This is a genomic window from Bacteroides sp. AF32-8BH, from assembly GCF_003435205.1.
Classification (GTDB): Bacteria; Bacteroidota; Bacteroidia; order Bacteroidales; family Bacteroidaceae; genus Bacteroides; species Bacteroides ovatus.
Genome location: NZ_QVLZ01000057.1, coordinates 19,318 through 40,775, shown reverse-complemented (window position 1 = coordinate 40,775; position 21,458 = coordinate 19,318). Strand labels below are relative to the sequence as shown.

20 protein-coding genes and 2 pseudogenes are annotated in these 21,458 nt (G+C 48.5%); 6 read left to right on the top strand and 16 right to left on the bottom strand.

The features are described 5' to 3' along the window. From traJ to DWZ47_RS26955, 3 genes are all read right to left on the bottom strand, one after another. Positions 1–974, bottom strand: a 974-nt coding sequence (gene traJ / locus DWZ47_RS26965) for a conjugative transposon protein TraJ (RefSeq protein ID WP_117515304.1), incomplete at its 3' end; no start/stop codon positions are given. Positions 975–977: 3 nt separating this feature from the next. Next, positions 978–1,607: a DUF4141 domain-containing protein gene (locus tag DWZ47_RS26960; RefSeq protein WP_004308927.1), complete on the bottom strand. Its 630-nt coding sequence runs from the start codon at positions 1,605–1,607 to the stop codon at positions 978–980. 30 nt (positions 1,608–1,637) lie between these two features. Continuing rightward, the gene (locus DWZ47_RS26955; protein WP_008645944.1) at positions 1,638–2,021 is read right to left on the bottom strand and encodes a DUF3876 domain-containing protein; all 384 of its coding nucleotides are present in this window, start codon (positions 2,019–2,021) and stop codon (positions 1,638–1,640) included. Between DWZ47_RS26955 and DWZ47_RS30485 the strand changes: the two genes are divergently transcribed. Then, on the top strand, positions 2,009–2,191 hold the full coding sequence (locus tag DWZ47_RS30485; protein WP_158570399.1) for a hypothetical protein: 183 nt from the start codon (positions 2,009–2,011) through the stop codon (positions 2,189–2,191). The two genes, DWZ47_RS26955 and DWZ47_RS30485, sit on opposite strands and share 13 nt — an antisense overlap. Before the next feature lie 94 nt (positions 2,192–2,285). Here DWZ47_RS30485 and DWZ47_RS26945 read toward each other — a convergent pair whose 3' ends face one another. The 5 genes and pseudogenes from DWZ47_RS26945 to ltrA all read right to left on the bottom strand — a co-directional run bounded on the left by DWZ47_RS26945 (position 2,286) and on the right by ltrA (position 9,311). Further along, positions 2,286–4,109: a reverse transcriptase/maturase family protein gene (locus DWZ47_RS26945; RefSeq protein ID WP_005680466.1), complete on the bottom strand. Its 1,824-nt coding sequence runs from the start codon at positions 4,107–4,109 to the stop codon at positions 2,286–2,288. Positions 4,110–4,689: 580 nt separating this feature from the next. Next, positions 4,690–7,077 (bottom strand): annotated as a pseudogene (locus DWZ47_RS26940) (TraG family conjugative transposon ATPase); the annotation flags it as partial. Then, on the bottom strand, positions 7,074–7,406 hold the full coding sequence (locus DWZ47_RS26935) for a DUF4133 domain-containing protein (RefSeq protein ID WP_004315126.1): 333 nt from the start codon (positions 7,404–7,406) through the stop codon (positions 7,074–7,076). The pseudogene DWZ47_RS26940 and the gene DWZ47_RS26935, both read right to left, overlap by 4 nt. A 10-nt stretch (positions 7,407–7,416) precedes the next feature. Further along, positions 7,417–7,659, bottom strand: a complete 243-nt coding sequence (locus DWZ47_RS26930) for a DUF4134 family protein (protein ID WP_007845737.1) — start codon at positions 7,657–7,659, stop codon at positions 7,417–7,419. Continuing rightward, on the bottom strand, positions 7,656–9,311 hold the full coding sequence (gene ltrA, locus DWZ47_RS26925; RefSeq protein ID WP_004316241.1) for a group II intron reverse transcriptase/maturase: 1,656 nt from the start codon (positions 9,309–9,311) through the stop codon (positions 7,656–7,658). The genes DWZ47_RS26930 and ltrA overlap by 4 nt, the downstream gene beginning before the upstream one ends. Before the next feature lie 349 nt (positions 9,312–9,660). On the opposite strand from ltrA, the gene DWZ47_RS26920 reads away from it, so the two are divergent. Further along, positions 9,661–9,906: a hypothetical protein gene (locus tag DWZ47_RS26920; protein ID WP_229119331.1), complete on the top strand. Its 246-nt coding sequence runs from the start codon at positions 9,661–9,663 to the stop codon at positions 9,904–9,906. Positions 9,907–9,947: 41 nt separating this feature from the next. Here the strand turns inward: DWZ47_RS26920 and DWZ47_RS26915 are convergent. The 5 genes and pseudogenes from DWZ47_RS26915 to DWZ47_RS26895 form a co-directional block, all read right to left on the bottom strand. Further along, a pseudogene (locus DWZ47_RS26915) lies at positions 9,948–10,157 on the bottom strand (DUF4134 family protein); the annotation flags it as partial. A 201-nt stretch (positions 10,158–10,358) separates the two neighbouring features. Beyond that, the gene (locus DWZ47_RS26910; protein WP_032567520.1) at positions 10,359–11,099 is read right to left on the bottom strand and encodes a hypothetical protein; all 741 of its coding nucleotides are present in this window, start codon (positions 11,097–11,099) and stop codon (positions 10,359–10,361) included. Beyond that, on the bottom strand, positions 11,096–11,458 hold the full coding sequence (locus DWZ47_RS26905; RefSeq protein WP_008781208.1) for a DUF3408 domain-containing protein: 363 nt from the start codon (positions 11,456–11,458) through the stop codon (positions 11,096–11,098). Before DWZ47_RS26905 ends, DWZ47_RS26910 begins: the two co-directional genes overlap by 4 nt. A 24-nt stretch (positions 11,459–11,482) precedes the next feature. Continuing rightward, a complete protein-coding gene (locus DWZ47_RS26900; RefSeq protein ID WP_008646091.1) occupies positions 11,483–11,932 on the bottom strand; it encodes a DUF3408 domain-containing protein in 450 nt (149 codons plus the stop codon). 5 nt (positions 11,933–11,937) lie between these two features. Further along, positions 11,938–12,693: a ParA family protein gene (locus DWZ47_RS26895; RefSeq protein WP_008646093.1), complete on the bottom strand. Its 756-nt coding sequence runs from the start codon at positions 12,691–12,693 to the stop codon at positions 11,938–11,940. Between the two features lie 146 nt (positions 12,694–12,839). On the opposite strand from DWZ47_RS26895, the gene DWZ47_RS30765 reads away from it, so the two are divergent. From DWZ47_RS30765 to mobC, 4 genes are all read left to right on the top strand, one after another. Continuing rightward, positions 12,840–13,061 carry a hypothetical protein gene (locus tag DWZ47_RS30765; protein WP_049100626.1) on the top strand — a complete coding sequence of 74 codons (222 nt, stop codon included), beginning with the start codon at positions 12,840–12,842 and terminating at the stop codon, positions 13,059–13,061. Positions 13,062–13,376: 315 nt separating this feature from the next. Beyond that, positions 13,377–13,802, top strand: coding sequence for a conjugal transfer protein MobA (gene mobA, locus DWZ47_RS26880; protein ID WP_005944180.1), 426 nt, complete (start codon positions 13,377–13,379; stop codon positions 13,800–13,802). After that, entirely contained in the window at positions 13,781–15,031 is a 1,251-nt protein-coding gene (gene mobB / locus DWZ47_RS26875) for a conjugal transfer protein MobB (protein WP_008645598.1), read from the top strand. Before mobA ends, mobB begins: the two co-directional genes overlap by 22 nt. Positions 15,032–15,063: 32 nt before the next feature. Then, complete coding sequence (gene mobC / locus DWZ47_RS26870) at positions 15,064–17,073, top strand: conjugal transfer protein MobC (protein WP_008645597.1); 2,010 nt, start codon at positions 15,064–15,066, stop codon at positions 17,071–17,073. Positions 17,074–17,186: 113 nt separating this feature from the next. On the opposite strand, the gene DWZ47_RS26865 is transcribed toward mobC, so the two are convergent. The 3 genes from DWZ47_RS26865 to DWZ47_RS26855 all read right to left on the bottom strand — a co-directional run bounded on the left by DWZ47_RS26865 (position 17,187) and on the right by DWZ47_RS26855 (position 21,408). Further along, positions 17,187–19,181 carry an ATP-binding protein gene (locus DWZ47_RS26865; RefSeq protein WP_008645594.1) on the bottom strand — a complete coding sequence of 665 codons (1,995 nt, stop codon included), beginning with the start codon at positions 19,179–19,181 and terminating at the stop codon, positions 17,187–17,189. Positions 19,182–19,183: 2 nt separating this feature from the next. Continuing rightward, on the bottom strand, positions 19,184–20,641 hold the full coding sequence (locus tag DWZ47_RS26860) for an ATP-binding protein (RefSeq protein ID WP_008645592.1): 1,458 nt from the start codon (positions 20,639–20,641) through the stop codon (positions 19,184–19,186). A 149-nt stretch (positions 20,642–20,790) separates the two neighbouring features. After that, the gene (locus tag DWZ47_RS26855; RefSeq protein WP_008645591.1) at positions 20,791–21,408 is read right to left on the bottom strand and encodes an RteC domain-containing protein; all 618 of its coding nucleotides are present in this window, start codon (positions 21,406–21,408) and stop codon (positions 20,791–20,793) included. Positions 21,409–21,458 lie beyond the last annotated feature (50 nt).

The window sequence follows — 21,458 nt, the reverse complement described above, 5'->3', positions numbered from 1 at the left end:
ACGTTTCCTGCGGCTGCACCCGCCACGCTGCCCGCCATGCTTCCGGCTCGTCCTGCCGTCTGGTTCACGTTGCGACCGTAGCTTCCCATGCCTCCGGCTTGGATAATCCAGCCTGCCACCGTCGGGATGGTGAAGTAACCGATGATGCCGATTATCATGAAGACGATATACACCCCGTCGCTCGAATCCAGCGAAAAGTTCGGGTCAGCCTGCATCCGTTCGATGTCGCTTTGCAGCATCAGCACTTGGATTTTCGCCAGTATGGTGCTGAACATATCCGACACGGGCAGCCACAGATAGACCTGTATGTAGCGGCATATCCATTGCGTGAGCGTGCTTTGGAAGCCGTCCCATACCGATATGGCGAAGGCTATCGGACCGAGTATCGCCAGCACCACGAGGAAGAACGTGCGGATGGTGTCTATCACGAGTGCGGCGGCTTGGAACATCAGTTCCAATATCTCGCGGAAGAAGTCGCGGATGCCCTTCTTCATGTTGTACATCCCGCGCTCGATATACATCCCCGCCATCGTCACCATGTCGCCGGGCGACCAGCCCAGTTCCTCCAACTGTTTGTCAAACTCCTCGTTCGACACGAGGTAGGCGGTTTCGGGATTACGCATCATCGCCTCGTATTCCAGTTTATCCTTCTGCTCACGGTATCGGTTCATGTCCAGCGTTTCCGCCTCCAGCATCTTTGCCGTACCCTGCACGACGGGCGACATGATGCTGTTTATCGTACCTAATACCACCGTCGGAAAGAACATGATGCACAAGCCTATCGCAAAGGGGCGGAGCATAGGGAACACGTCTATCGGTTCGGCTCTCGCCAGCGACTGCCACACCCGGTAGGCGACGTAGAACAGCGCGCCCAGCCCGGCAATGCCTTTCGCCACACCCGCCATGTCCCCGCATAGCGGCATCATCTGCTCATAGAGCGAGCGCAGAATCTGGTGAAGGTTGTCGAAATTCATAGGCTACCAGTATCTTTCGTTCATGTTCCCGTACAGCCCCATGATGCGGTCGAGGTCGTTCTTCTTCTTCGCACGCAGGTAGCTCACGCTGATGTTCTTGTTGGTGTAGTAGCTCACGAGGTTGCGGTAACGCTTCATCTTGGAGTAACAGCGTTCCACCACATCCATGCGCTCCTTGTCCGTCATGGAGAGCGTGGTGATGTTCACCACGTTCTTCAGTTCCGTCAGCACGTCGTTGGATTCCTCCAACAGCTTGGTGTAGCCAAAGGCGATGGCTCCCAGTTCCTCCACCGTGAAGTTGTCGTCACGCATCATCTTCTGGAAGCTGGTCACATAGGTGTCGGTGATGTCACCCACCATCAGGATGGTCTGCTGCACCTTCCGGGCGTCCTTTACCAGATTGTTCACGGATTTGAGCGCGTCGTAATACTTCTTGCCCTGCTCGTAAATCTTCACCGTCTCTTGAAAATTTTTTATCATATTCTGGGCGGTCGTGGAAGTGTGTACCACGTTCTTCGAGGTGTTCACGATGCTCTGCGCGATGTTGGACGGGTCTATCACCGCCCACTGTGCGCTTGCCCTGCCGACTGCAAACAGGCACAGGCAGATAATAAGTGTTATTCTTGTTCTCATGTTACTTTGGATTTTAGTGGATTTCATTATTTATTGCTTGCCTATCGGATGGTCCGGTTTCGGGTTCACGCGCACATAGTCCCCGTTGGGCGAGAAGGTCAGGATGTCCGTTGCTTCGTTGTAGGACACGTCGATACGGAAGCCGGTGTTCATGAACAGGTTGCCGTTCTCTTCCTGCAAGAGATAGGTTTCCGGCTTCAGTTTGCGGCGCAGCCCGCTACGCTTGAACACCGTCACCTTATAGGCTTCGCCCTCCTTGTAGATAAGCACGTCGGGCTTGCCCTCTACGCTTTCCCAGTTTCCGCAAAGCAGGTCACGGCGGTTGTCCGCTACATCGCAGGATTGCAACACCATGACCGCCAGCCCGATTAAACACTTGCTGACTTGCAGCATTTTCGTTCTTGATATACTCATACGCATTTTCTTTTTTAGTTGATGAATCTGTTTTTACTTATTGCCTATTCCTTGTTTCTCCGTCTTTCGGCAAGCTGCCGGATGGCGGCTTCAATGTCGCCGCCCAGCTGCTCCGCCAGACGGTACACCTCTACTTTTTCCGTTTCTTCGGTGGTGTACGCGTAGGCTAAGCACCCAGCGCCTTGTCATATTTCTATGGTAGGTTTCCGAGTACTCGCCTCCGAACCGGACTTACAAGTCTCCCTGTATCCGGCTCTCCACTAATTAATTCAGTCTGATTCTTCGGTCGGGATCTATTTTTGCATGACACTTTGAGCAGACAGCCAAAGTTTTTCGTCTTCGAGCTATCATTTTCTTTTCCCAGTCGGATTTACCTTTCAGGTCTTTAAGTTTGCGAACGTGATGCATTTCGAGTTTATCGGTAGCACCGCATAATTCGCAAACTTGGAGCTTCAGCCTTTCCATAAGGCTGTTACGTCCACCTGTTATGGAAACTGTCCGTGGAATAGTGTCACAGTAAATATTCCCTGCAACCTTTTTGCGTTTGAAACCATCATGATAAAATGATTGGTAAAGTGTCTTACCCTTGCTATTTTCATATGCCACTTGGAAAACCTTGTTCTTTTTATATTTCAGAAGTATTTTCTTTACAGATGATTTGTATTTGTTCGCAAATACCTTATACATGCTGTATGACATAATGTGATAGAAAGAATTGATGACATAGCTGTTATTGGCTATTGAGTAGTAATTATAGAACCCTCGGATTTCGGCATTGAACTGACTGACTATTTCCAAGTCATCCAAGTTCAGCATGTACGTTCTGACGATGGATTTCCAAACCTCTTTGCCATTGACGACCGCGATTCTTGCGGCTTTATAATCAAAGAGTTTCTTCCGCATCGTTTCAAAATTCAGGTACAATACAGGCTTGTGTCCGAATGCACGAACCGTTTTACCGTACTTATCCTTACGTAAATCGTTACACCTACGTATAAATACGTCATATCCGAGAAATTTCGCTGGTTTCTGCGCATTGGTTATCAGTGTCTTTTCGTCTGACAGTTCCAGTTTAAGAGCTTCATTCAAATAATTCTTAATATCCTCTTTTACTGTTTTGCAGTCTTCAAGATTACCGGTAATTCCAATCAGAAAGTCATCTGCGTATCTCACGTATTTTAACCGTTTGATACTGCTGTCCATTTCATTACGTGCCGGATAGTTGTTCCGTTCTTCTCGTAGCCGCTTAATTTCGGCGGTCATCTGTTTCCTTACCTTTACATCTTTCTCATTCTTTAGTTTCTTTGCCAGTCGGTATCTTCGCTGTTCGTAGAGCTTGTATCGAGCGTCGCCTTTTCTTGTTACCCCTTTATTGAACCGATTGATGTATTCCTTGATGTACTTGTCGAACTTGTCAAGGTAGATGTTAGCCAGTATTGGGCTGATAATCCCGCCTTGCGGAGTTCCACTGTACGTTCTATGAAATACCCAGTCTTCCACATATCCGGCATTCAGGAATTTTCTGATAAGCCGCAAAAATCTCTCGTCGGCGATACGTTCCCGAAGAATATTAATCAGTACGTCATGATTGATATTGTCGAAGAATCCTTTAATATCGCCTTCAATAAACCATTTCACGGCAGTGAATGTCTTTTGTATATCTATAAGAGCAGTATGACAACTTCGTTTGGGACGAAACCCATGTGAAGTATGTTCAAAACTACCTTCATAGATTGCTTCAAGTATCATTCTGACTACTTCCTGTACCAGCTTATCATCAAAAGAGGGTATGCCAAGCGGACGTTTTTTCCCGTTTTTCTTAGGTATGTACGTCCTTTTGGACGGATTAGGCTGATAAGTCTCATTTTTAAGACTGCCAATCAGTTGTTCAACTCGGTCAATACTCATTCCGTCAATGGTTTTACCATCGGCTCCTGCCGTCATGTTGCCTGTCTTGCTGTAAATATTCTGATAGGCTACATAAAACATTTCCTCGTTAAACAGCACTCTATACAGCCGCTCAAACTTATAGTTCAAGTTACCGCTGTGTTTACTCAGACTGTTCAACACATTTTCTGGATTTCTCATGTCTCTCACATCTTCCTTTAAATTGTTAAACTTAATTAGCTGCTCCCCTTCGCCATGTACAGGGCGTTACCCTGCTCAGACTACTATGGAAGCTCCGTTGCCATGCCGGATATTCAGGGGCAGACCCCATAGCCCTACAACTGGCTTTCCGGTTTAGGCAATCCCCGTTTAGAAATTTGACGACTATTTGGCTCGATAGATTGTCGGATACGACTTTCGTCCTTTACTACTTATGGTAGTTGCCTTGCGGTAAGTTTATGCTACTCCTGCTACGTGTCATCAGTGTAGTACCGCAACATAACGGTATAATTCCGAAGAATTATTCAACTGTCTTCCGTCATTGCCCAAGGATACGACTGCTCGGACTATCGTTCAACCAATGCAGGCTTTATCCTCATATCTATCATTTTAACTTGCCATTCGGTCGCAGCCTGACAGTTGGCTGACTTATGGCTTTACCAACGTGCTATGTTCCCTTGTGGGGTTTTCCCCTCCGGTTAGCGGTTGTTAATGGGCATTTTAAACACTTGCCCAGTCGCTTGCCAAAGCGACATTCGTCAAATTCCCTTTACGGGCGCACCAGATACTCTTCAGCACTAACTTCGGTGGCATAGACCGCCGACTGCGTGCCGCCCAGTCCTATCCACACTTCCTTGTAGAGCCTTGACGGGTTGTTCGCCATGTTGATGGAGAGTATCTGCGACTTCTCCTTCTCCGTCAGACCCAACAGGGACTGTATGGCATCAAACTTGTTCATGTACTTCCGCTGGTCGAGAAGGATTTTGCAATCGGAGTTGTTGATGATGCTTTCCTTGACCACGGGCGAGGAAATGATGTCGTCCACCTCCTGCGTCACCACGATTGCCTCCCCGTAATACTTGCGCACGGTCTTGTACATATAGCGCAGGTATTCAGCCATGTTCGCCGAAGACAACGCCTTCCAAGCCTCTTCCACAATCAGTTGTTTCCTTACGCCTTTCAGACGGCGCATCTTGTTGATGAAGGCTTCCATGATGATGATGGTCACGACCGGGAAAAGCTCGCGATTCTCCTTAATACTGTCAATCTCGAAGACGATGAACCGCTTGCCGAGCAGGTCGATGTTCTCCGTGGAGTTGAGCAGGAAGTCGTAGCGTCCGCCCCGGTAATACTGCCGCATGGTGGTGAGCATATTGTCGATGTTGAAGTCTGACTTCTCCACCTTTATCTCACGTTCCGCCAGTTCGCGGCGGTAGTCGTCGCGCATATACTCGTAGAAGGTGTTGAACGAGGGAACGATGCTCCGGTCAGCCCTGATACGCTCGATGTAGGCGTTCACCGCACTGCCCAGTTCGCCGCTTTCCGTCTTCGTCACTTTGTCATCCTCCGACTTCCAGAGCGTCAGCAGCAATGTCTTGATGCTGTCCTTCTTCTCCACGTCGAACACGTAATCATCGGTGTAGAACGGGTTGAACGAAATCGGTTTCTCCTCCGTGTAGGTGAAATACACGCCATCCGCCCCGTTTGTCTTGCGCCGGATCATCTCGCACAAGCCCTGATAGGAGTTTCCCGTGTCCACTAATACCACGTGCGTACCTTGCTCGTAGTATTGCCTCACGAGGTGGTTCATGAAAAACGACTTGCCACTGCCCGAAGGACCCAACACGAACTTGTTGCGGTTGGTCGTGATGCCCCGCTTCATCGGCAGGTCGCTGATGTCGAGGTGCAACGGTTTTCCCGTAAGCCTGTCCACCATCTTGATGCCGAAGGGCGAGAGCGAACTGCGGTAGTTGGTTTCCTCCGTGAAGAGGCACACCGCCTGCTCAATGAAGGTGTGGAAACTCTCTTCCGCCGGGAAGTCCGCCGCGTTGCCGGGCATCGCCGCCCAGTAGAGCGTCGGGCAGTCGATAGTGTTGTGGCGGGGGACGCACTCCATGCTGGCAAGCTGGCTGCCCACATCGTTCTTGATATGCTTCAGTTCCTCCGCGTCATCGCTCCACGCCATGACGTTGAAGTGCGCCCGTACCGAGGTCAGCCCGTAGGAATGGGCTTCGTTCAGGTACTGGTCTATCCACTCGCGGTTGATGCTGTTGCTCCGGCTGTATCGGGAGAGCGACTGCATATTCCTCGCGGACTTCTCGAATTTCTGCAAATTTTCCTCGCTGTTGTCGATAATCACATACTGGTTGTAGATGTGGTTACAGGAAAGCAGCAGCCCCACGGGGGAGGCGAAGGAGAGGCGGCAGTCCGAACGGTCGGTGGAGAGTTTCTCGTAGCGGATGTCGGTAGCCACCTTTCCGGGCATATCCTCCGCGTTGGAGAGGGTGTGCAGGCACAGGCGGTTGTCACCGATGCGCATTTCCCTTGCCGAGAGGTCGATGTCCTGCAAGGCCGTGTCGCCTTCGGGCATGAGCGAGAAGTAACGCTCTATCAGCCCAGCGGACTTCTCCGTCCCGACAAGCTCGTCGGTGGAGAGGCGGCGCAGCCTGACAAAGCCGCTGTCGTTCATGATGCGCTCGAACTGTTCGGCGGCTTCCATGAACTTCCCGGCGGTTTCCCTGTCCAGCTCCTTCGGGATGATATGTCCCCGGCACAGCGTACTGAAGTTGCTCTGCATCCGGTTACGTTCCTTCGTCGTCTTGGTCAGGTAGAGGTAGCAGGTGTGTTTCAGGTACGGACGCTCGTTGAAGTGTCGTTCAAAGGAGCGGCTCAAAAAGCTCATGTCATCCTTTTGCAGTTCCGGCTTGTAGCGTTCCTTGATGAACCAGTCCTGCTTATGCACGACGCAGAAGTCCGGCAGCACCTTGATAGCCTTGCACCAGCAGCCGTGTATTGCCTCGTACTCCGCGCCTGTCACGGTATAAAGCTCCGGCAGTTCCACCTCGAAAGCCACCGTGATGTCGGCGTCTTTGGAAATGATGCAGCCATGCTCCACCGACAGCAGCGGGAACTTGTTTTCCAGTGTTGTCATTTTGGATGTATTTCTCATGTCGTTTCTTCCTTTCGTTGCCGTTTGAATAATCGGGTGATCCGCCGCCGGTTGATAAGGTATCGGGGATGGCTCCTTGCCGCTCCCAATTTCATCAGCCCGTGTTCGCCGTACCGGGCGTTCAGCGCGAAGGTCTGCCATACGAGGACGGAAGACGATGCCGCGCCGAAGCCGATACATACCCACTGGTCGATGCCGACCATGTAGAGGATGACGAACAGGACGAAGAGAGCCAGCAGACCTCCGCAGAAGATGAAGAGGTACTGAGCCTTTAGACCCTTGAACTCAACCGGACGGCCGATACCCTTGTTTATCGGGTATTCAGCCATACATTGTTTATTAAAGGAAGAATGAGCGCAGGATAGTCGCAGCGACAATCAGGAAGATACAAGCCCCGAACCATGAGGCGGCTGTCTTGCTCGTGTCGGGGTCGCCGGACGAGTCGAGTAGGTCAGCCCCCTTACGGGAGCTTTCCCCTCTAAGAACCGTACGTGCGAGTTTCCCCGCATACGGCTCAAGCAACATGACCGTTACCGACTTTGTTATCGGTAGAGCCATCTCATTTTCGACTTTCATATTCATAATCTACTTTGCATTTTACGTTTACAACTGGTATGTACAAGAGTTCTTACCTTTCGTCCACTGACTATTTGTTCAGTGATACTCCAAGGTCTTTCCCTGTCAATACGCTCTCCACATACAGGACATACTTTATTCTGTCGTTTCCAAATGTTTATTAGAGATTGCCTGCCTTTCAGCGTTTGCTTCATTCGGTAGGTTTCTCTCCATTCGTAGTACGATTTATCTGATGGGTCATACGGATTGGCATAATGCCGAACCTTGACGAATTTCTCATGGTGGATGGTTGGTAGATAGGTCAGTTCGAGATAATCAATCTTATCTTTCTTGCCCATATCTGCCGCAAATCTCCACGAGTGCCCATTTAGTGTTCTGAAATACTTATCCTTTACCCATCCTTTACATTTCTGCGGATGTCTGCGTCTTGCCCATTGCCATATTTTCTTGAAGATTTCCCAATCCATTCGGTGGAATACATTCGCAGAAGTACCATATTTATAATAATTACCCCAACCTTTTATGATTGGATTCAGCATCATAATAAGTGACTTCTGTTTTACACACTTGTTGGCTTCTATCGTCTTGCGGATTTTTTCGCAAAACCTCTTTTGCGCATCTTTGGATGGAGTTGTCAGCAGCGTATTATTGCGGAACTTTCGGATATTGAAACCGAGAAAGTCAAATCCCTCATTTATATGTGTGATTTTTGTCTTTTCTTCTGATAGTGTCAGACCTCTTTCCGCAAGGAACTTACGTACTAATGGAAGTATAACCTGTTCTATCGTTTCCTTATCCTTTGCCGTTACAATGAAATCATCTGCATATCGTACAAGATGTATCTTAGGAACTATCTTTTTGTAGTTCACCTGATATTTCTTGACACTCTTTTCCAACAAATCTTGCAGTCCGTCAAGTGCCATGTTTGCAAGAGTTGGGGATATTATGCCACCTTGTGGGGTTCCCTCTTCCGTAGGAAAGAGTTCTCCATTGAACACATATCCGCATTCGAGCCATTTGCGTAGTATCTCCTTATCCATAGGGATATTGTTGATTAACCACGCATGGCTGATATGGTCGAAGCATCCTTTGATGTCCCCCTCAAGAATCCATTCGGGAGCGACCGAACGAGAAAGAACGATGTAGCATTGCTCGATGGCATCATGTGTACAGCGATGTCTGCGGAATCCGTAGGAATGGCTGTCGCCAGTGGTTTCCGCTATCGGGTCAAGTGCCATTAGGTACAATGCCTGCATCGCACGGTCTTTCATCGTTGGTATTCCGAGTGGGCGTAATTTCCCGTTCTTCTTTTTGATATTTACACGTTTTAAAGGTTGTGGCTTGTAGCCATGTCTTTTCAGAGTGAATATGGCTTTGGCTTTCGCCAATGGAGAAGACCATGTAATCTTGTCAACGCCGGAAGTAGATTTTCCTTTGTTAGTCGTAACTCGTTTTACCGCCAATGCTTTGGCGTAGAACGAGTGGGTAAGCATCCATTGCAGGGCTTTCACCTTGTTATTTCTGCCTTCCCTTTGAGCCTTTACAATACGTGCTTGCAGCTTTTGGACAAAACGCTCACATTTGTCCCAGTCGATTTTCGACCAGAGTTCGTGAATGTCTATGTCTTCGGGCGCACACGCCAATTTCTTTGCGTTCATTTGCTTTCCTTTCTTTAAAAGTTCTGTAAACTATCTTGTAAAGTGTCACCATAGGCGGAAGTCTGCCCACTTTCGTGTCGGATGATGTTACCTTTACCAACCCGTGATATTGGCTCAATCCGTATCCTCCCCATTACAGGGAGGCATTCGCTTTTTCCGCTATCCTATACCCACACCCCATGTAGGCTTGCCTTGCGGCTTGCTTACCAGCTCTGATGAACTGGAGAGATACGGGCTTACCGTGTTTTACATAAGTGATAAATAAGCGGGTTAGGTCCTGTCTATTCCACCGGCAGTGCTAATGTCCGTGTGCCCCCAAAGTTCAAGAGGACAGCCGACTGCTTACCTTTTGGTCCGAGCCTGTCAACAGCCTTTGGCTCGTTATACCTTACGATGTTTATCGGACAGTTCACTTTCGTTGACCATACCGCTAAGCCAAGCTCCTCGTGCTGAATGGTGTTATCAGCCGTTGATTTCCCCTCACGGTTCAATCTTCTCCTTTTGGAAAGGCTACCTTGTCGGGACAGCTCCGTACAAAAGGATTACTCCCAATGCACGTGTCCGTAGGCTACTCCAGACGGAACTGGAGGTGTAATCTTGATGTTACACAATCACTTACGCAACTTCACGTCGCACGAACTTGCCATAGACTTTCACGCCTCCGATAAGACCGACCACCGCGCCGATGGCGTAGATTAATTTCGTGCCGGGGTCGAAATACGAACTCACCATAGAGGTGGCTTCGTTAATACCTGCCAGACCGTTTCCTTGCGCAAATACGGAGGCGGTTGCGGCAATCATGAGTGCCGCAGAGATGATGAACTTTTGTCTGATGTTCTTGTTCATAAACAGTTCTTGTTTTGTGCCGTCCAAAGGGTGGATAGTCCTTTTTCGGGCGGTTGATACTTGATTACTTTACTTTGGTTTAGTGGTTGCCCGTTTGTTTCTACGGACTTGGGTGTGTCCGTTGCGGATTGGCTGTACCTTGTACCGCCGTGCGCATGGGTGTCGTCATTTTACGTTTTCATTTCCATTCTTTTTTAGCTGTTATACATAGTTTCGGAAGTCGAACTCCTCGATGTTGTCGGGAATCACGAACACCTTTTCCTTTTGTTGTGTCACGGTCATGTTCACCGTGTCCACGAAAACTGCCATCGCCTTTGCAAGCCTCTCGCTCATTGTATCATCGGTCAGGCGTTCCGTTATTCTTGTGAAAAGCTCTGTCCCGTCCAGTTCCGTCATGACCTTTCCGGCGTGTCGCATTTCCTCATCGGATGGTGATTCCTTCCGTATGGTGCGTACTGCCATGTCAATATCCTCGAAGCTGCTTCCCGAAGCCTGCTTTTTGTCTGGTTCTTCATCCTCCGGTTCATCTTCTCCGTACTCCAGTTCCGAGGGCGGGATGCTCGTGAAGGTTTCATCGAGTTTGTCCTCCGGTACTTGTGTCGGGCGTGAGACGGTTTCCGTGTTTCCGTCGTCAAAAGTAGCCTCTTCCTCCGACAGCTCAATGCCTTTATCCGAAGTGGCGGCTTCTTGCGCCAGTATGGCAGCGGTTGTCCGGGTCGATGCCATCTTGAAACGGCTCTTGCCAATGATGTCCGAGGTGTCTGCGTGAGGTATTTCCTTATCCTTTCCTTGCTCTGCCACTGTACTGTCCAATGATCGCCACAACCCGGCAATATGTCTGAAGAAACGGATGAGCTTCGTGTCCATGATGCGGTCATAAAACAGCAGGAACAGGAACCACACGTTGCAAGCAACCGATACGATTAAAAACGCCTTTGTCATAATCTTACTTTTTGGGCGTTTTCAATCTGTTCCATGTACTGCTGCCCGTATTGCCGGAAATGGTCGCGGAGGATGTTGTCCACGAACTTGCCGATGCTCAAACCGTTTCCCATCCGACTGGCAACGATAGCGACTTTCTCATGAATTTCTCGGCTGATGTATATACATTGCCGCGTTTTGATTTCCGATGCTTCCAAGAAAACAGAGAGCGGCTTGCCCCTGCCTTCATCCTTGCGGAAGTCGCTGCCGGTCTTTTCCTGACCGTATCCGTTTGCACACTTTGCTGCATTGGCAGCGGTTCTTTCACTCTTTCCTGTTTGCAGGCACTCAGCCTGACGGTTCTTCTTTGTTCTTTTCATACTTCTTTGTTGTTTTTGGGGTATTTATAAATTATAGGATTCCATGTGCCGTTTGAACGATTCGGCTATCTCGTCTTGGAACAGCGTGAAATGGTGTGTCAGCACGTTGTCAAGAAAAGCCGCGATAGTCACCTCGTTGCCACCGATTACATGAAGCATCTTCTGTATGCGGTCGTGGTACTCCTTGCGGATATAGACCTGCTTGCCGAGTCTTGCCGTGACGTTGGACCCGCATATGAATACGGTGTCATAATCCAATTTTTCCGGCTTGCTGTTCCTGCGCCTGCGTTCCGGCTCCTCTTTGGAGTGCGAGGCAGGTGGAGAAACGGCTTCCTGTATCGCTTCTTTCGGAGGTGGAGAAGTAGCGTTTCCGTCCGTGCTTCTCGCTTCCGGCGGAATGCTTGTATCGTCCAGTCGAAACGAGTTGATTACGGCTTCGCTGTCGATGTCCTCGATTCTTGTTTTCTTTGCCATGCCATTCAGTTTTTGATGATGCCGAGAATCTCATCGACGAGTTTGTCGAGGTTGCTGCCGCGTACCAGTATTTTGTCCGCCGGAAACGCCGTGGAGCGGAATACTGCCTTGCGTTCTGCCGCCGTCTCCTTGCGGAAACGCTTGCTGTCCGGCAGATGTGTTTCCAGAATGGACAGGGCGAACTCGGCACAGACCTTGTCGTATGCTTTGTAAAGTTCCGTCTTTTCGCGCCCGTCCACCATGTTCCACACGAGGTAAATCCCTTTGATACCGGACTTGCCCGTGCTTATCATCTGTTCGTTGATAACGGTGGCGAACTTAATGGAACTCTCCATCACCACACGGTCGGCGATGATGGGCGTGAAGATGTAGTCCATTTTGGAAATGGTCTGCACCACATCGGCATTGTTGATGGTTCCCGGCAAGTCGAAGAACACGAAATCAAGGTCGGGCTGCGCTGCCACCAGATTTTCGGCAGTCTTTACCGCATCTTCCGCACGGCTGCATCTGATGGTGTACGGGTTCTTCTTCAGCCGTTTGAGCTGCTCATACGCCATCACCTTGTAATGCCCGTCCTCCATGACAGCTTTCATGTCGCGCTTGCGCATGTCATGGATACTGTACTGTGGAAAATCGCAGTCCACCACGGCTACGTTGTAGCCTTTCACATAGTGCAGGTAGCTTGCTACAAGCACCGTCAGGGTTGTCTTACCCGCTCCACCTTTCTGCGTGGAGATTGCCACATAAGTTGCTTCTTTCATTTTTTTGATAATTTATTTGGTTATACATCTGTCCGGTGGCGGTAGCGTATTGTCATTAGTACGTACGCACGCACTCCCATTCATTTATTTATTCACTCCTTAATCCGGCTGTGCCTGCGGGTATTCATCGGTTTGTCCAACCGTCCATGCTTTTATCCGTCCGCACGGACGTGTGCTTGGAAAACTATCTGAATACATACACCTGTTTTCAACCGTTTGGATTGATGCCCGGATTGCTGTCCGAACATCTGGCGGAAGGAGTGTATTTTCAGTCCCACATCCGAATCACACTGCAAATAAACAAGGATATTTTGGAACTTGTATCACTTCTCCGGCAAGTGGCAGCACGTTGCGCCGGTTGGCACTGATTGTCCGGGTCAAGCCTCTGTCGGACATCGCCTTAAGGGCGTAACTTTGCACCCGAACGGCAGGGTACGCCGCAGGTAGCGCAGCCCGGAGTTTGAAAGGAATCATCCCCAATCCGTCCCCGACGGATTTTTATGTTCACCTGAACATAGCAAGATGTCTTTTCAGCCGCTCAAAACGTTTTGAGCAGCCACGAAAAGCACTTGCCCTTGCAGGGGGCGGGCTTCCTCTCCGAAGTCGGGAAGCCTTTCAAACCTGCGGTGTCTGTGCCAAGAAGCGGCGGCTTATGCCGTCCATCCGCTAAATCCAAAGTTTATATGAAAGAGAAAAGAAACAAGACCGGGAGAAATCCCAAACTTGACCCGGCGGTGTTCCGTTACACCGTCCGTTTCAACGAGGAGGAACACAACCGTTTCCTCGCCATGTTCGAGAAGTCGGGCGTTTACGCCAAGTCGGTTTTCATCAAGGCGCACTTCTTCGGGCAACCGTTCAGGGTGCTGAAAGTGGACAGGACGCTGGTGGATTACTACACCAGACTGTCCGATTTCCATGCGCAGTTCCGCGCGGTAGGCACGAACTACAACCAAGTCGTGAAGGAACTCAGGCTGCATTTTTCCGAGAAAAAGGCGATGGCGTTGCTCTACAAGCTGGAGCAACAGACCGTCGAACTCGTGAAACTGAGCCGTCAGATTGTGGAACTTTCAAGGGAAATGGAGGCGAAATGGTCGCAAAAATCAGTGTAGGAAAGTCGTTGTACGGCGCGCTTGCCTACAACGGGGAAAAGATCAACGGGGCGAAAGGGCGGCTGCTCACCACCAACCGCATCTACAATGACGGCACGGGGACGGTGGACATACGCAAGGCGATGGAAGGTTTTCTCGCCTGTATGCCGGAGCATACGAGGGTGGAGAAACCGGTACTCCATATCTCGCTCAACCCGCATCCCGACGACGTGCTGACAGATACGGAATTGCAGGACATCGCACGCGAGTATCTGGAGAAACTCGGCTACGGGAACCAGCCGTACCTTGTTGTCAAGCACGAGGACATAGACCGTCACCACCTGCACATCGTGACAATCAATGTGGACGAGAAAGGCAGGCGGCTCAATCAGGATTTCCTCTTCCGCCGCAGCGACCGCATCCGCAGGGAACTGGAACGGAAGTACGGGCTGCACCCGGCGGAGCGTAAGAACCTACGGCTGGAAAATCCGCTGCGCAAGGTGGACGCTTCGGCGGGCGACGTGAAGAGGCAGGTCGGAAATACCGTCAAGGCTCTGAGTGGACAGTACCGTTTCCGGACGATGGGCGAATATCGCGCCCTCCTATCCTTATATAATATGACGGTGGAGGAAGCGCGGGGAAACGTGCGCGGGCGTGAGTATCACGGGCTGGTCTATTCCGTCACCGATGATGCCGGGAACAAGACTGGCAACCCGTTCAAGTCCTCGCTTTTCGGGAAGTCCGCAGGCTATGAAGCCGTGCAGAAGAAGTTTGCCCGTTCCAAACAGGAGATTAAGGACCGGAAACTCGCCGACATGACGAAACGCACCGTGCTTTCCGTGCTTGAAGGCACGTATGACAAGGAGAAGTTCGTTTCGCGGCTCAAGGAAAAGGGCATCGACACCGTACTGCGCTACACGGAGGAAGGGCGCATCTACGGAGCCACGTTCATAGACCACCGAACGGGCTGCGTGCTGAACGGCTCGCGCATGGGCAAGGAACTTTCCGCCAACGCCTTGCAGGAACACTTTACGCTGCCTTATGCCGGACAGCCGCCGATTCCGCTGTCCGTTCCGGTGGAAACAGAAGAGGATATGCGCGGACAGACCGCATCCGACCACGAGAACACGGCGGGCGGTGTCGGTCTGCTCACTCCCGAAGGTCCGGCTGTGGATGCCGAGGAGGAAGCCTTTATCCGGGCGATGCAGCGCAAGAGGAAAAAGAAGAGGCGCAAGGGCTTGGGAATGTAACCGTAAGTATCAACATCAAAATTTTTCAATCTATGTCACAACAAGAAGACGATTTGAGGGCATTGGCGAAAATCATGGATTTTCTGCGTGCCGTGAGTATTATTTTAGTGGTCATGAACGTGTACTGGTTCTGCTATGAAGCCATACGGCTCTGGGGCGTGGACATCGGCGTAGTGGACAGAATCCTGATGAACTTCAACCGCACGGCGGGGCTGTTCCATTCCATCCTCTACACGAAACTGTTCGCCGTCCTCCTGCTTGCCCTGTCCTGTCTGGGGACGAAGGGCGTCAAGGGAGAGAAAATCACTTGGGGAAGGATCTGGACGGCACTTGCCGCAGGGTTCGTGTTGTTCTTCCTCAACTGGTGGATACTGGCATTGCCGCTGCCGGTTGAAGCGGTGACGGGACTTTACGCGCTGACCGTAGGCACGGGCTATGTCTGCCTGCTGATGGGCGGTCTGTGGATGAGCCGCCTGTTGAAACACAACCTTATGGATGACGTGTTCAACAACGAGAACGAGAGCTTCATGCAGGAAACACGGCTCATCGAAAGCGAGTATTCGGTCAATCTGCCCACCCGCTTTTATTATAGGAAACGTTGGAACAACGGCTGGATCAACGTGGTGAACCCATTCCGCGCCTCCATCGTGCTGGGTACGCCGGGCAGCGGAAAGTCATACGCGGTGGTAAACAGTTTCATCAAGCAGCAGATTGAGAAGGGCTTCTCGATGTATGTCTATGATTTCAAATTCAGTGACTTGTCCACGATAGCCTATAATCATCTGCTCAACCACCCGGAGGGATACAAGGTGAAGCCGAAGTTCTACGTGATAAACTTCGACGACCCGCGACGCAGCCACCGTTGCAATCCCATTCACCCAGATTTCATGGAGGACATTACGGACGCTTACGAGAGCGCGTACACCATCATGCTCAATTTAAACAAGAGTTGGGTGCAGAAGCAGGGCGACTTCTTTGTGGAATCGCCCATCATCCTTTTCGCGGCTATCATCTGGTATCTTAAAATTTTTCAGAACGGCAAGTATTGCACGTTCCCCCATGCCATCGAGTTCCTGAACCGCCGTTACGAGGATATTTTCCCGATTCTGACCTCTTATCCCGAACTGGAGAACTATCTCTCGCCATTCATGGACGCGTGGCTCGGAGGGGCTGCGGAGCAGTTAATGGGGCAGATTGCTTCGGCGAAAATTCCGCTGTCACGCATGATTTCCCCGCAGCTCTATTGGGTAATGTCGGACAGCGAGTTCACGCTGGACATCAACAATCCCGAAGAACCGAAAATTCTCTGCGTGGGCAACAATCCCGACCGACAGAACATATACGGGGCGGCTCTCGGTCTGTATAATTCCCGTATCGTTAAACTTATCAACAAGAAAGGGATGCTGAAGTCGTCGGTCATCATAGACGAGCTGCCGACGATATACTTCAAGGGGCTGGACAACCTTATCGCCACCGCGCGAAGCAACAAGGTTGCCGTGTGTCTGGGTTTTCAGGATTTCAGCCAGTTGGTGCGTGACTATGGGGACCGCGAGGCGAAAGTGGTGATGAACACGGTCGGCAATATCTTCTCCGGGCAGGTGGTGGGCGAAACAGCCAAGACGCTCTCGGAGCGGTTCGGAAAGGTGCTTCAAAAGCGGCAGTCCATCTCCATCAACCGGCAGGATGTTTCCACCTCCATCAACACGCAGATGGACGCGCTTATCCCGCCGAGCAAAATTTCCGGCTTGACGCAGGGGATGTTCGTCGGTTCGGTGTCCGACAACTTCAACGAGCGTATCAAGCAGAAGATTTTCCACTGTGAGATTGTCGTGGATGCCGAGAAAATGAAGCGCGAGGAGAAAGCCTACAAGCCGATACCCGTCATTACCGACTTCGCGGACGCGAACGGCAACGACTGCATGAAGGAAATGGTGAAGGCGAATTACAGGCGCATCAAGGAGGAGGTGAAACAGATTGTCGCCGACGAGTTGGAGCGCATCGCTGGTGACGAGAATCTGAAACATCTGTTGCAACAGAAATAATATATAACAACAAGATGTATCAGACTCCCGTTTTGAGAATTACTCCTGCTACAGCTATCTGTGACAGGAGTAATTTGTAATTCTTTATATTGAGCATTATGACTATATTAAGTTCAACTAACCATTGCGGCCGTGTTATTTGAAACTTCATTCATTACCTCATTTAATGATTGGGATTTAGATAAAGTGGCTCTTTCTATTTTGAGCTTATCAAGCAAATATTTCAGCCTACGTTCCACCTCATTTGTTATTTCACTCCATTTTTTTACATAGAGGCTATAATTACTGTCATTTTGGACTAAACCAGTAAGCTTATTTATGACCCTTCGACCTACAATATCATCATAGTCTTGTCCTATCAAAATGAAAGTCCAGAACTCATTAGCATCATTAAAACAATCTTGTTTTAGAATAACATCCATATATTGTTCTAATTGATTTAACTGTTCTGATTTTAATTGTTTTATAGTTGTCGGATTTTTGATTTCCACAACTATATTATGAGGTCTCCCATCCCTAAAATCAGTACCAGTAAGAAATAAATCCATTTCTTTGTATTTATTAGGGTGAGCAATATATTTTTTCTCGCTAACTCCACGCAGAATATAAATGTATTTTCTTAAAGCCTCTTCAAATTTGACCTCTTCCGCACATACCATTCTATATTCTTCGCCAAAAATCCAATAGTGTTTTTCTATGAACGACTGCAAATCACGAACTTCATTGGCTTGTAAAGTATGATTAAAAACAATCTTTTTTAGATTCTCCAGTGTCAGCAATCTGTCTGAAATAAGCTTAATCGTGGAAACGACTTGTTTTAACCTCGTTATTTCTAATATTTTTGCAAATTCTTTCCTATCGTTCGAGTCTAATTCAACAACTGCATCTAAAATCTTAAACAGACTATCGCGCTCACCGCTATCCATCACCAAATTTAGAAGTTCTAAGAAAACTCTTTTTTGTTCTTTGTTCAACTTCATGAAAACAGCAGGTTCTACTTCGTATAGTTCCTTTACGAAGTTTTCCAAACCTTCTCTACGCACTATATCCCAATCTTCAGTACCAAATTTAGGGAAAACATCTTCATTCTTATATTTGGTTACCATAACTTCTGCTTGCTCCTTTAGGAATGGGCGTCTTTTCTTTTTGAGAAACTCATTGAGTTGCGTAATTAGTTCCTTAAATAATTTTCTATCAGCAGAATTATCAAACAATTTAGGTTGAATAGCATTATCGTCTAATTCGTTATCACAATTGATTTCATTGAAGAAATCATCAATCACAATTACAGAATGCCAAAAATTATCTCCTTTTTTATTTAATAATGTCGTTTTGGTAAATTTTAACTCCAAGTCATTATTCAAGAAGTAAAATCGAGAATATTCATCATTCATCTTTACATTCCATCGGATATACTTGCATTGAAAGTTGATGTTATTTTTCTGGTTATGTGATAATATCGGTGATATTGATTCTTGTTCTGCTATTATAGAAGAATAATCTAATTCTTGCCCATTGATGTATATTTGATATTCGGATTTCAATTCTAAAAACCACGCAAATTCAGCCTTTAGATAAGGGATAAGAGTCTTCGTTATAAACAAACTGGAAATATCAGAAGAAATCTCATTAAAAACGACACAAGTACCTGTTGTTGTGTCATCAGATACAAGTGGCTCTGTTGTAGTGTAGTCTTTTAAAGTATCGCTATCAATTCTAATGTCATAAGACATTATTTGTGCATCTTTACTATAGCGTGTTTCCCAATTAGCAAATCTCGCAAATTTATAGAAAGTAAAACGACCATAACCGTTTTTTCCTCTTGTAAATTCAGTATTATTCTCGTTGGCTATTCTCTTTTGAGACTCATAGAATTTTTTGAATTTTATAGGTAATTCTTCATAGCAGATGCCTGTACCATTGTCTGTTATTCTAATATTTTTGATTGTGTCCAATTCTGCATTGTCAATTTCAAAATCAATATTTACAACGGTTGCTTTTGCATCAAATCCATTCCATACATATTCGGCAATAGCTCGCTCTGGAGTATATTTATTCAATATTTTCCTAATGCCAGCAGATGTTATTTCTACAGTTTGCGAGTTCATGACTATTTATTTTTAATTAAATCCAGACCTTTCTCCGTAAGACGGTATTTCTGTCGCGGGTGTTTCGGCTTTTCCGGATAAATCGGTTCTACTAAATCCAACCTTATTGCAGGATACAGATAAAGCTCCAGAAAATTGCTTTTGTCCTTCAATCCTATCATTTCCATAACATCTTTTGTCGATAGTGTCTGATTCCCGATTGCAGACAGAACTTTTCCCACTTGCGGGGTAACTGTCGGGTAACTATCGGGCGACTGTGGGGTGACTGTCGGGTATGACCCGACTGCTTTCCGGGTATAGCGGAAAACGACCCATACGCTGTTTCCGTCCGTGTGAAATTCGGGGTCCGGAATGCCGACACGCCGGCACTCGCTTATCATAAGCCCGATGCCCCGTCCCCAACTTTCCAAGACCTCGCTTTTATACAGCACGTTTGCTATGATTAGATTTTGCGGTTCTGAATTATGCCCGCTTAACAGTTTTTCCATTGTTATATCCGGCGGAAATGTCCCGCTGTTCTCTATTTCCACACGGTCGTCATAGATGGCGATTCCCACCGAACTGCCGGGACGGTGGTACAGGCGGTGGCACAACGCATTTGTGCAGCACTCTCTCAATGCCTTGTACGGGATTTCCAGTTCTTCCTCACGGTACAGCCCTTCTATCTTACCGGAAAGTGACAGATGTTTGAAAAAGAACGCCATTGCAGCATCCAGCAGCGCGTAGATATTCCCAGTGACACGTTGATTGTCTATAAACTCGTCTTTCGTCGTGCCTTTGAAACGCGCCAGACGGAGCAGGCATTGGGGATAATAATAAAAATCATGACCGAACAGCACTGCTGAAGCATTGTTAAGTTTCCCGTCATGCAACAGACTGAATTTTTCGAGAATGGTCGGCAAGTCTTCCCTTATGGTTGCTTCAGGTAAACGACCGCTTCTGATTCCCCCGCGAACAGCACTAATGACGGCATGTTCGTCAAGGTCGGATATTTTAAGGTCAGGATTTGCTATTGCCTCCCAAGCGTATTTCCCGCCCCGCTGTATCAGATATTGGTTATATATCTCCTGCGGCATGATGGATGTCGCGCTTTCCACCCGCAGGTAAGCCCGTCCTTTGTAAGAGAACGGACGCATATATCTTTGTTCTTCCGCAGACAGTGCGATGACACTTTTGCCAGTGTCTGGTATTTCAGTATAAGAAACTTCAACTGTGGCAAACGGCTCGATACGCCGGATCGCGTCCGCTATATCCCGCTTGGTTTTGTCGCTCACGTCTTGTCCGATGATTTTTCCCTTGTCGGTGACACCGAACAATACCGTGCCGCCTTCGCCGTTAAGGAAGGCGCAAAGCGTTTCCATGCCGCGCTCCAACTGTCCGGTGGTTTCCTTGAACTCCACCCGTCCGCATTCTTTTTCGGCTATCAACCGTTTTATTATGTCGAGGTTGTCTATGCTCATATACAATTCTGTAACGTGGGTACAAAGATAGTGCTTTTCGCTGGTTTTCGGGCGAATAGATAACGAAATGTATCTACACAGCAGGACAAAACCTACAAAAAATCAGAGAATGACATAACGTCACCCCCTGATTCATCATTGGTACAGGATTATTTTCTCAAACGTTCCATTTCCTCGTCGCGGAGCATCCTCTCGTTCAGTTTCTCCTGCATCCTGTCAAGGAAGTAAGTGCGGCTTTCGTTTTTCCGGCGTTTGATGTCGATATAGAAACGGTAGCAGTCCTTTGATTCGATACCGAAAATCTTGTAGAGGAGCGGGGCGAGCTGTTTGAGCGGCATGTTGCCGTTGTTGATGCAGCCCATCTCGTTGATGCCGTAGATAAGTTCCACGAGGTCGATGGCGTTGCCCGTCCATTGCAGGGGTGAGGCGGGATTTTCGGTTGTGTTGTCGGAGGATGTACGGATGGGGATTAGTGGTGGCACTTGGGGAGCGGCAAGGAACTTCTGCATCTTCCTCACTAAAGAGAGTGCCTTGCTGATATAGGCTGCAACCTCCCTCTTTTCTTCGGGAAGATTGCGCATGGGATGGTGCTGCAACTCGATTTCGATGTAAGCCAGTGCGATGATGGTGCGGTTGGTGTCCACATTGCCGCTGCATAGCTCGATTACTTGCGTGGCGAAAGCCGTATATGCCGTTTCCATATTGCAGTCCCCGGCTTCGTTTATACGGCGGAAGAACTCGGTTTCCGCCAATAAGAAATAATTCATATCCTGTCAATTTTGAAATTTTACACTCTGTTTTTCGGTATGCGCACATG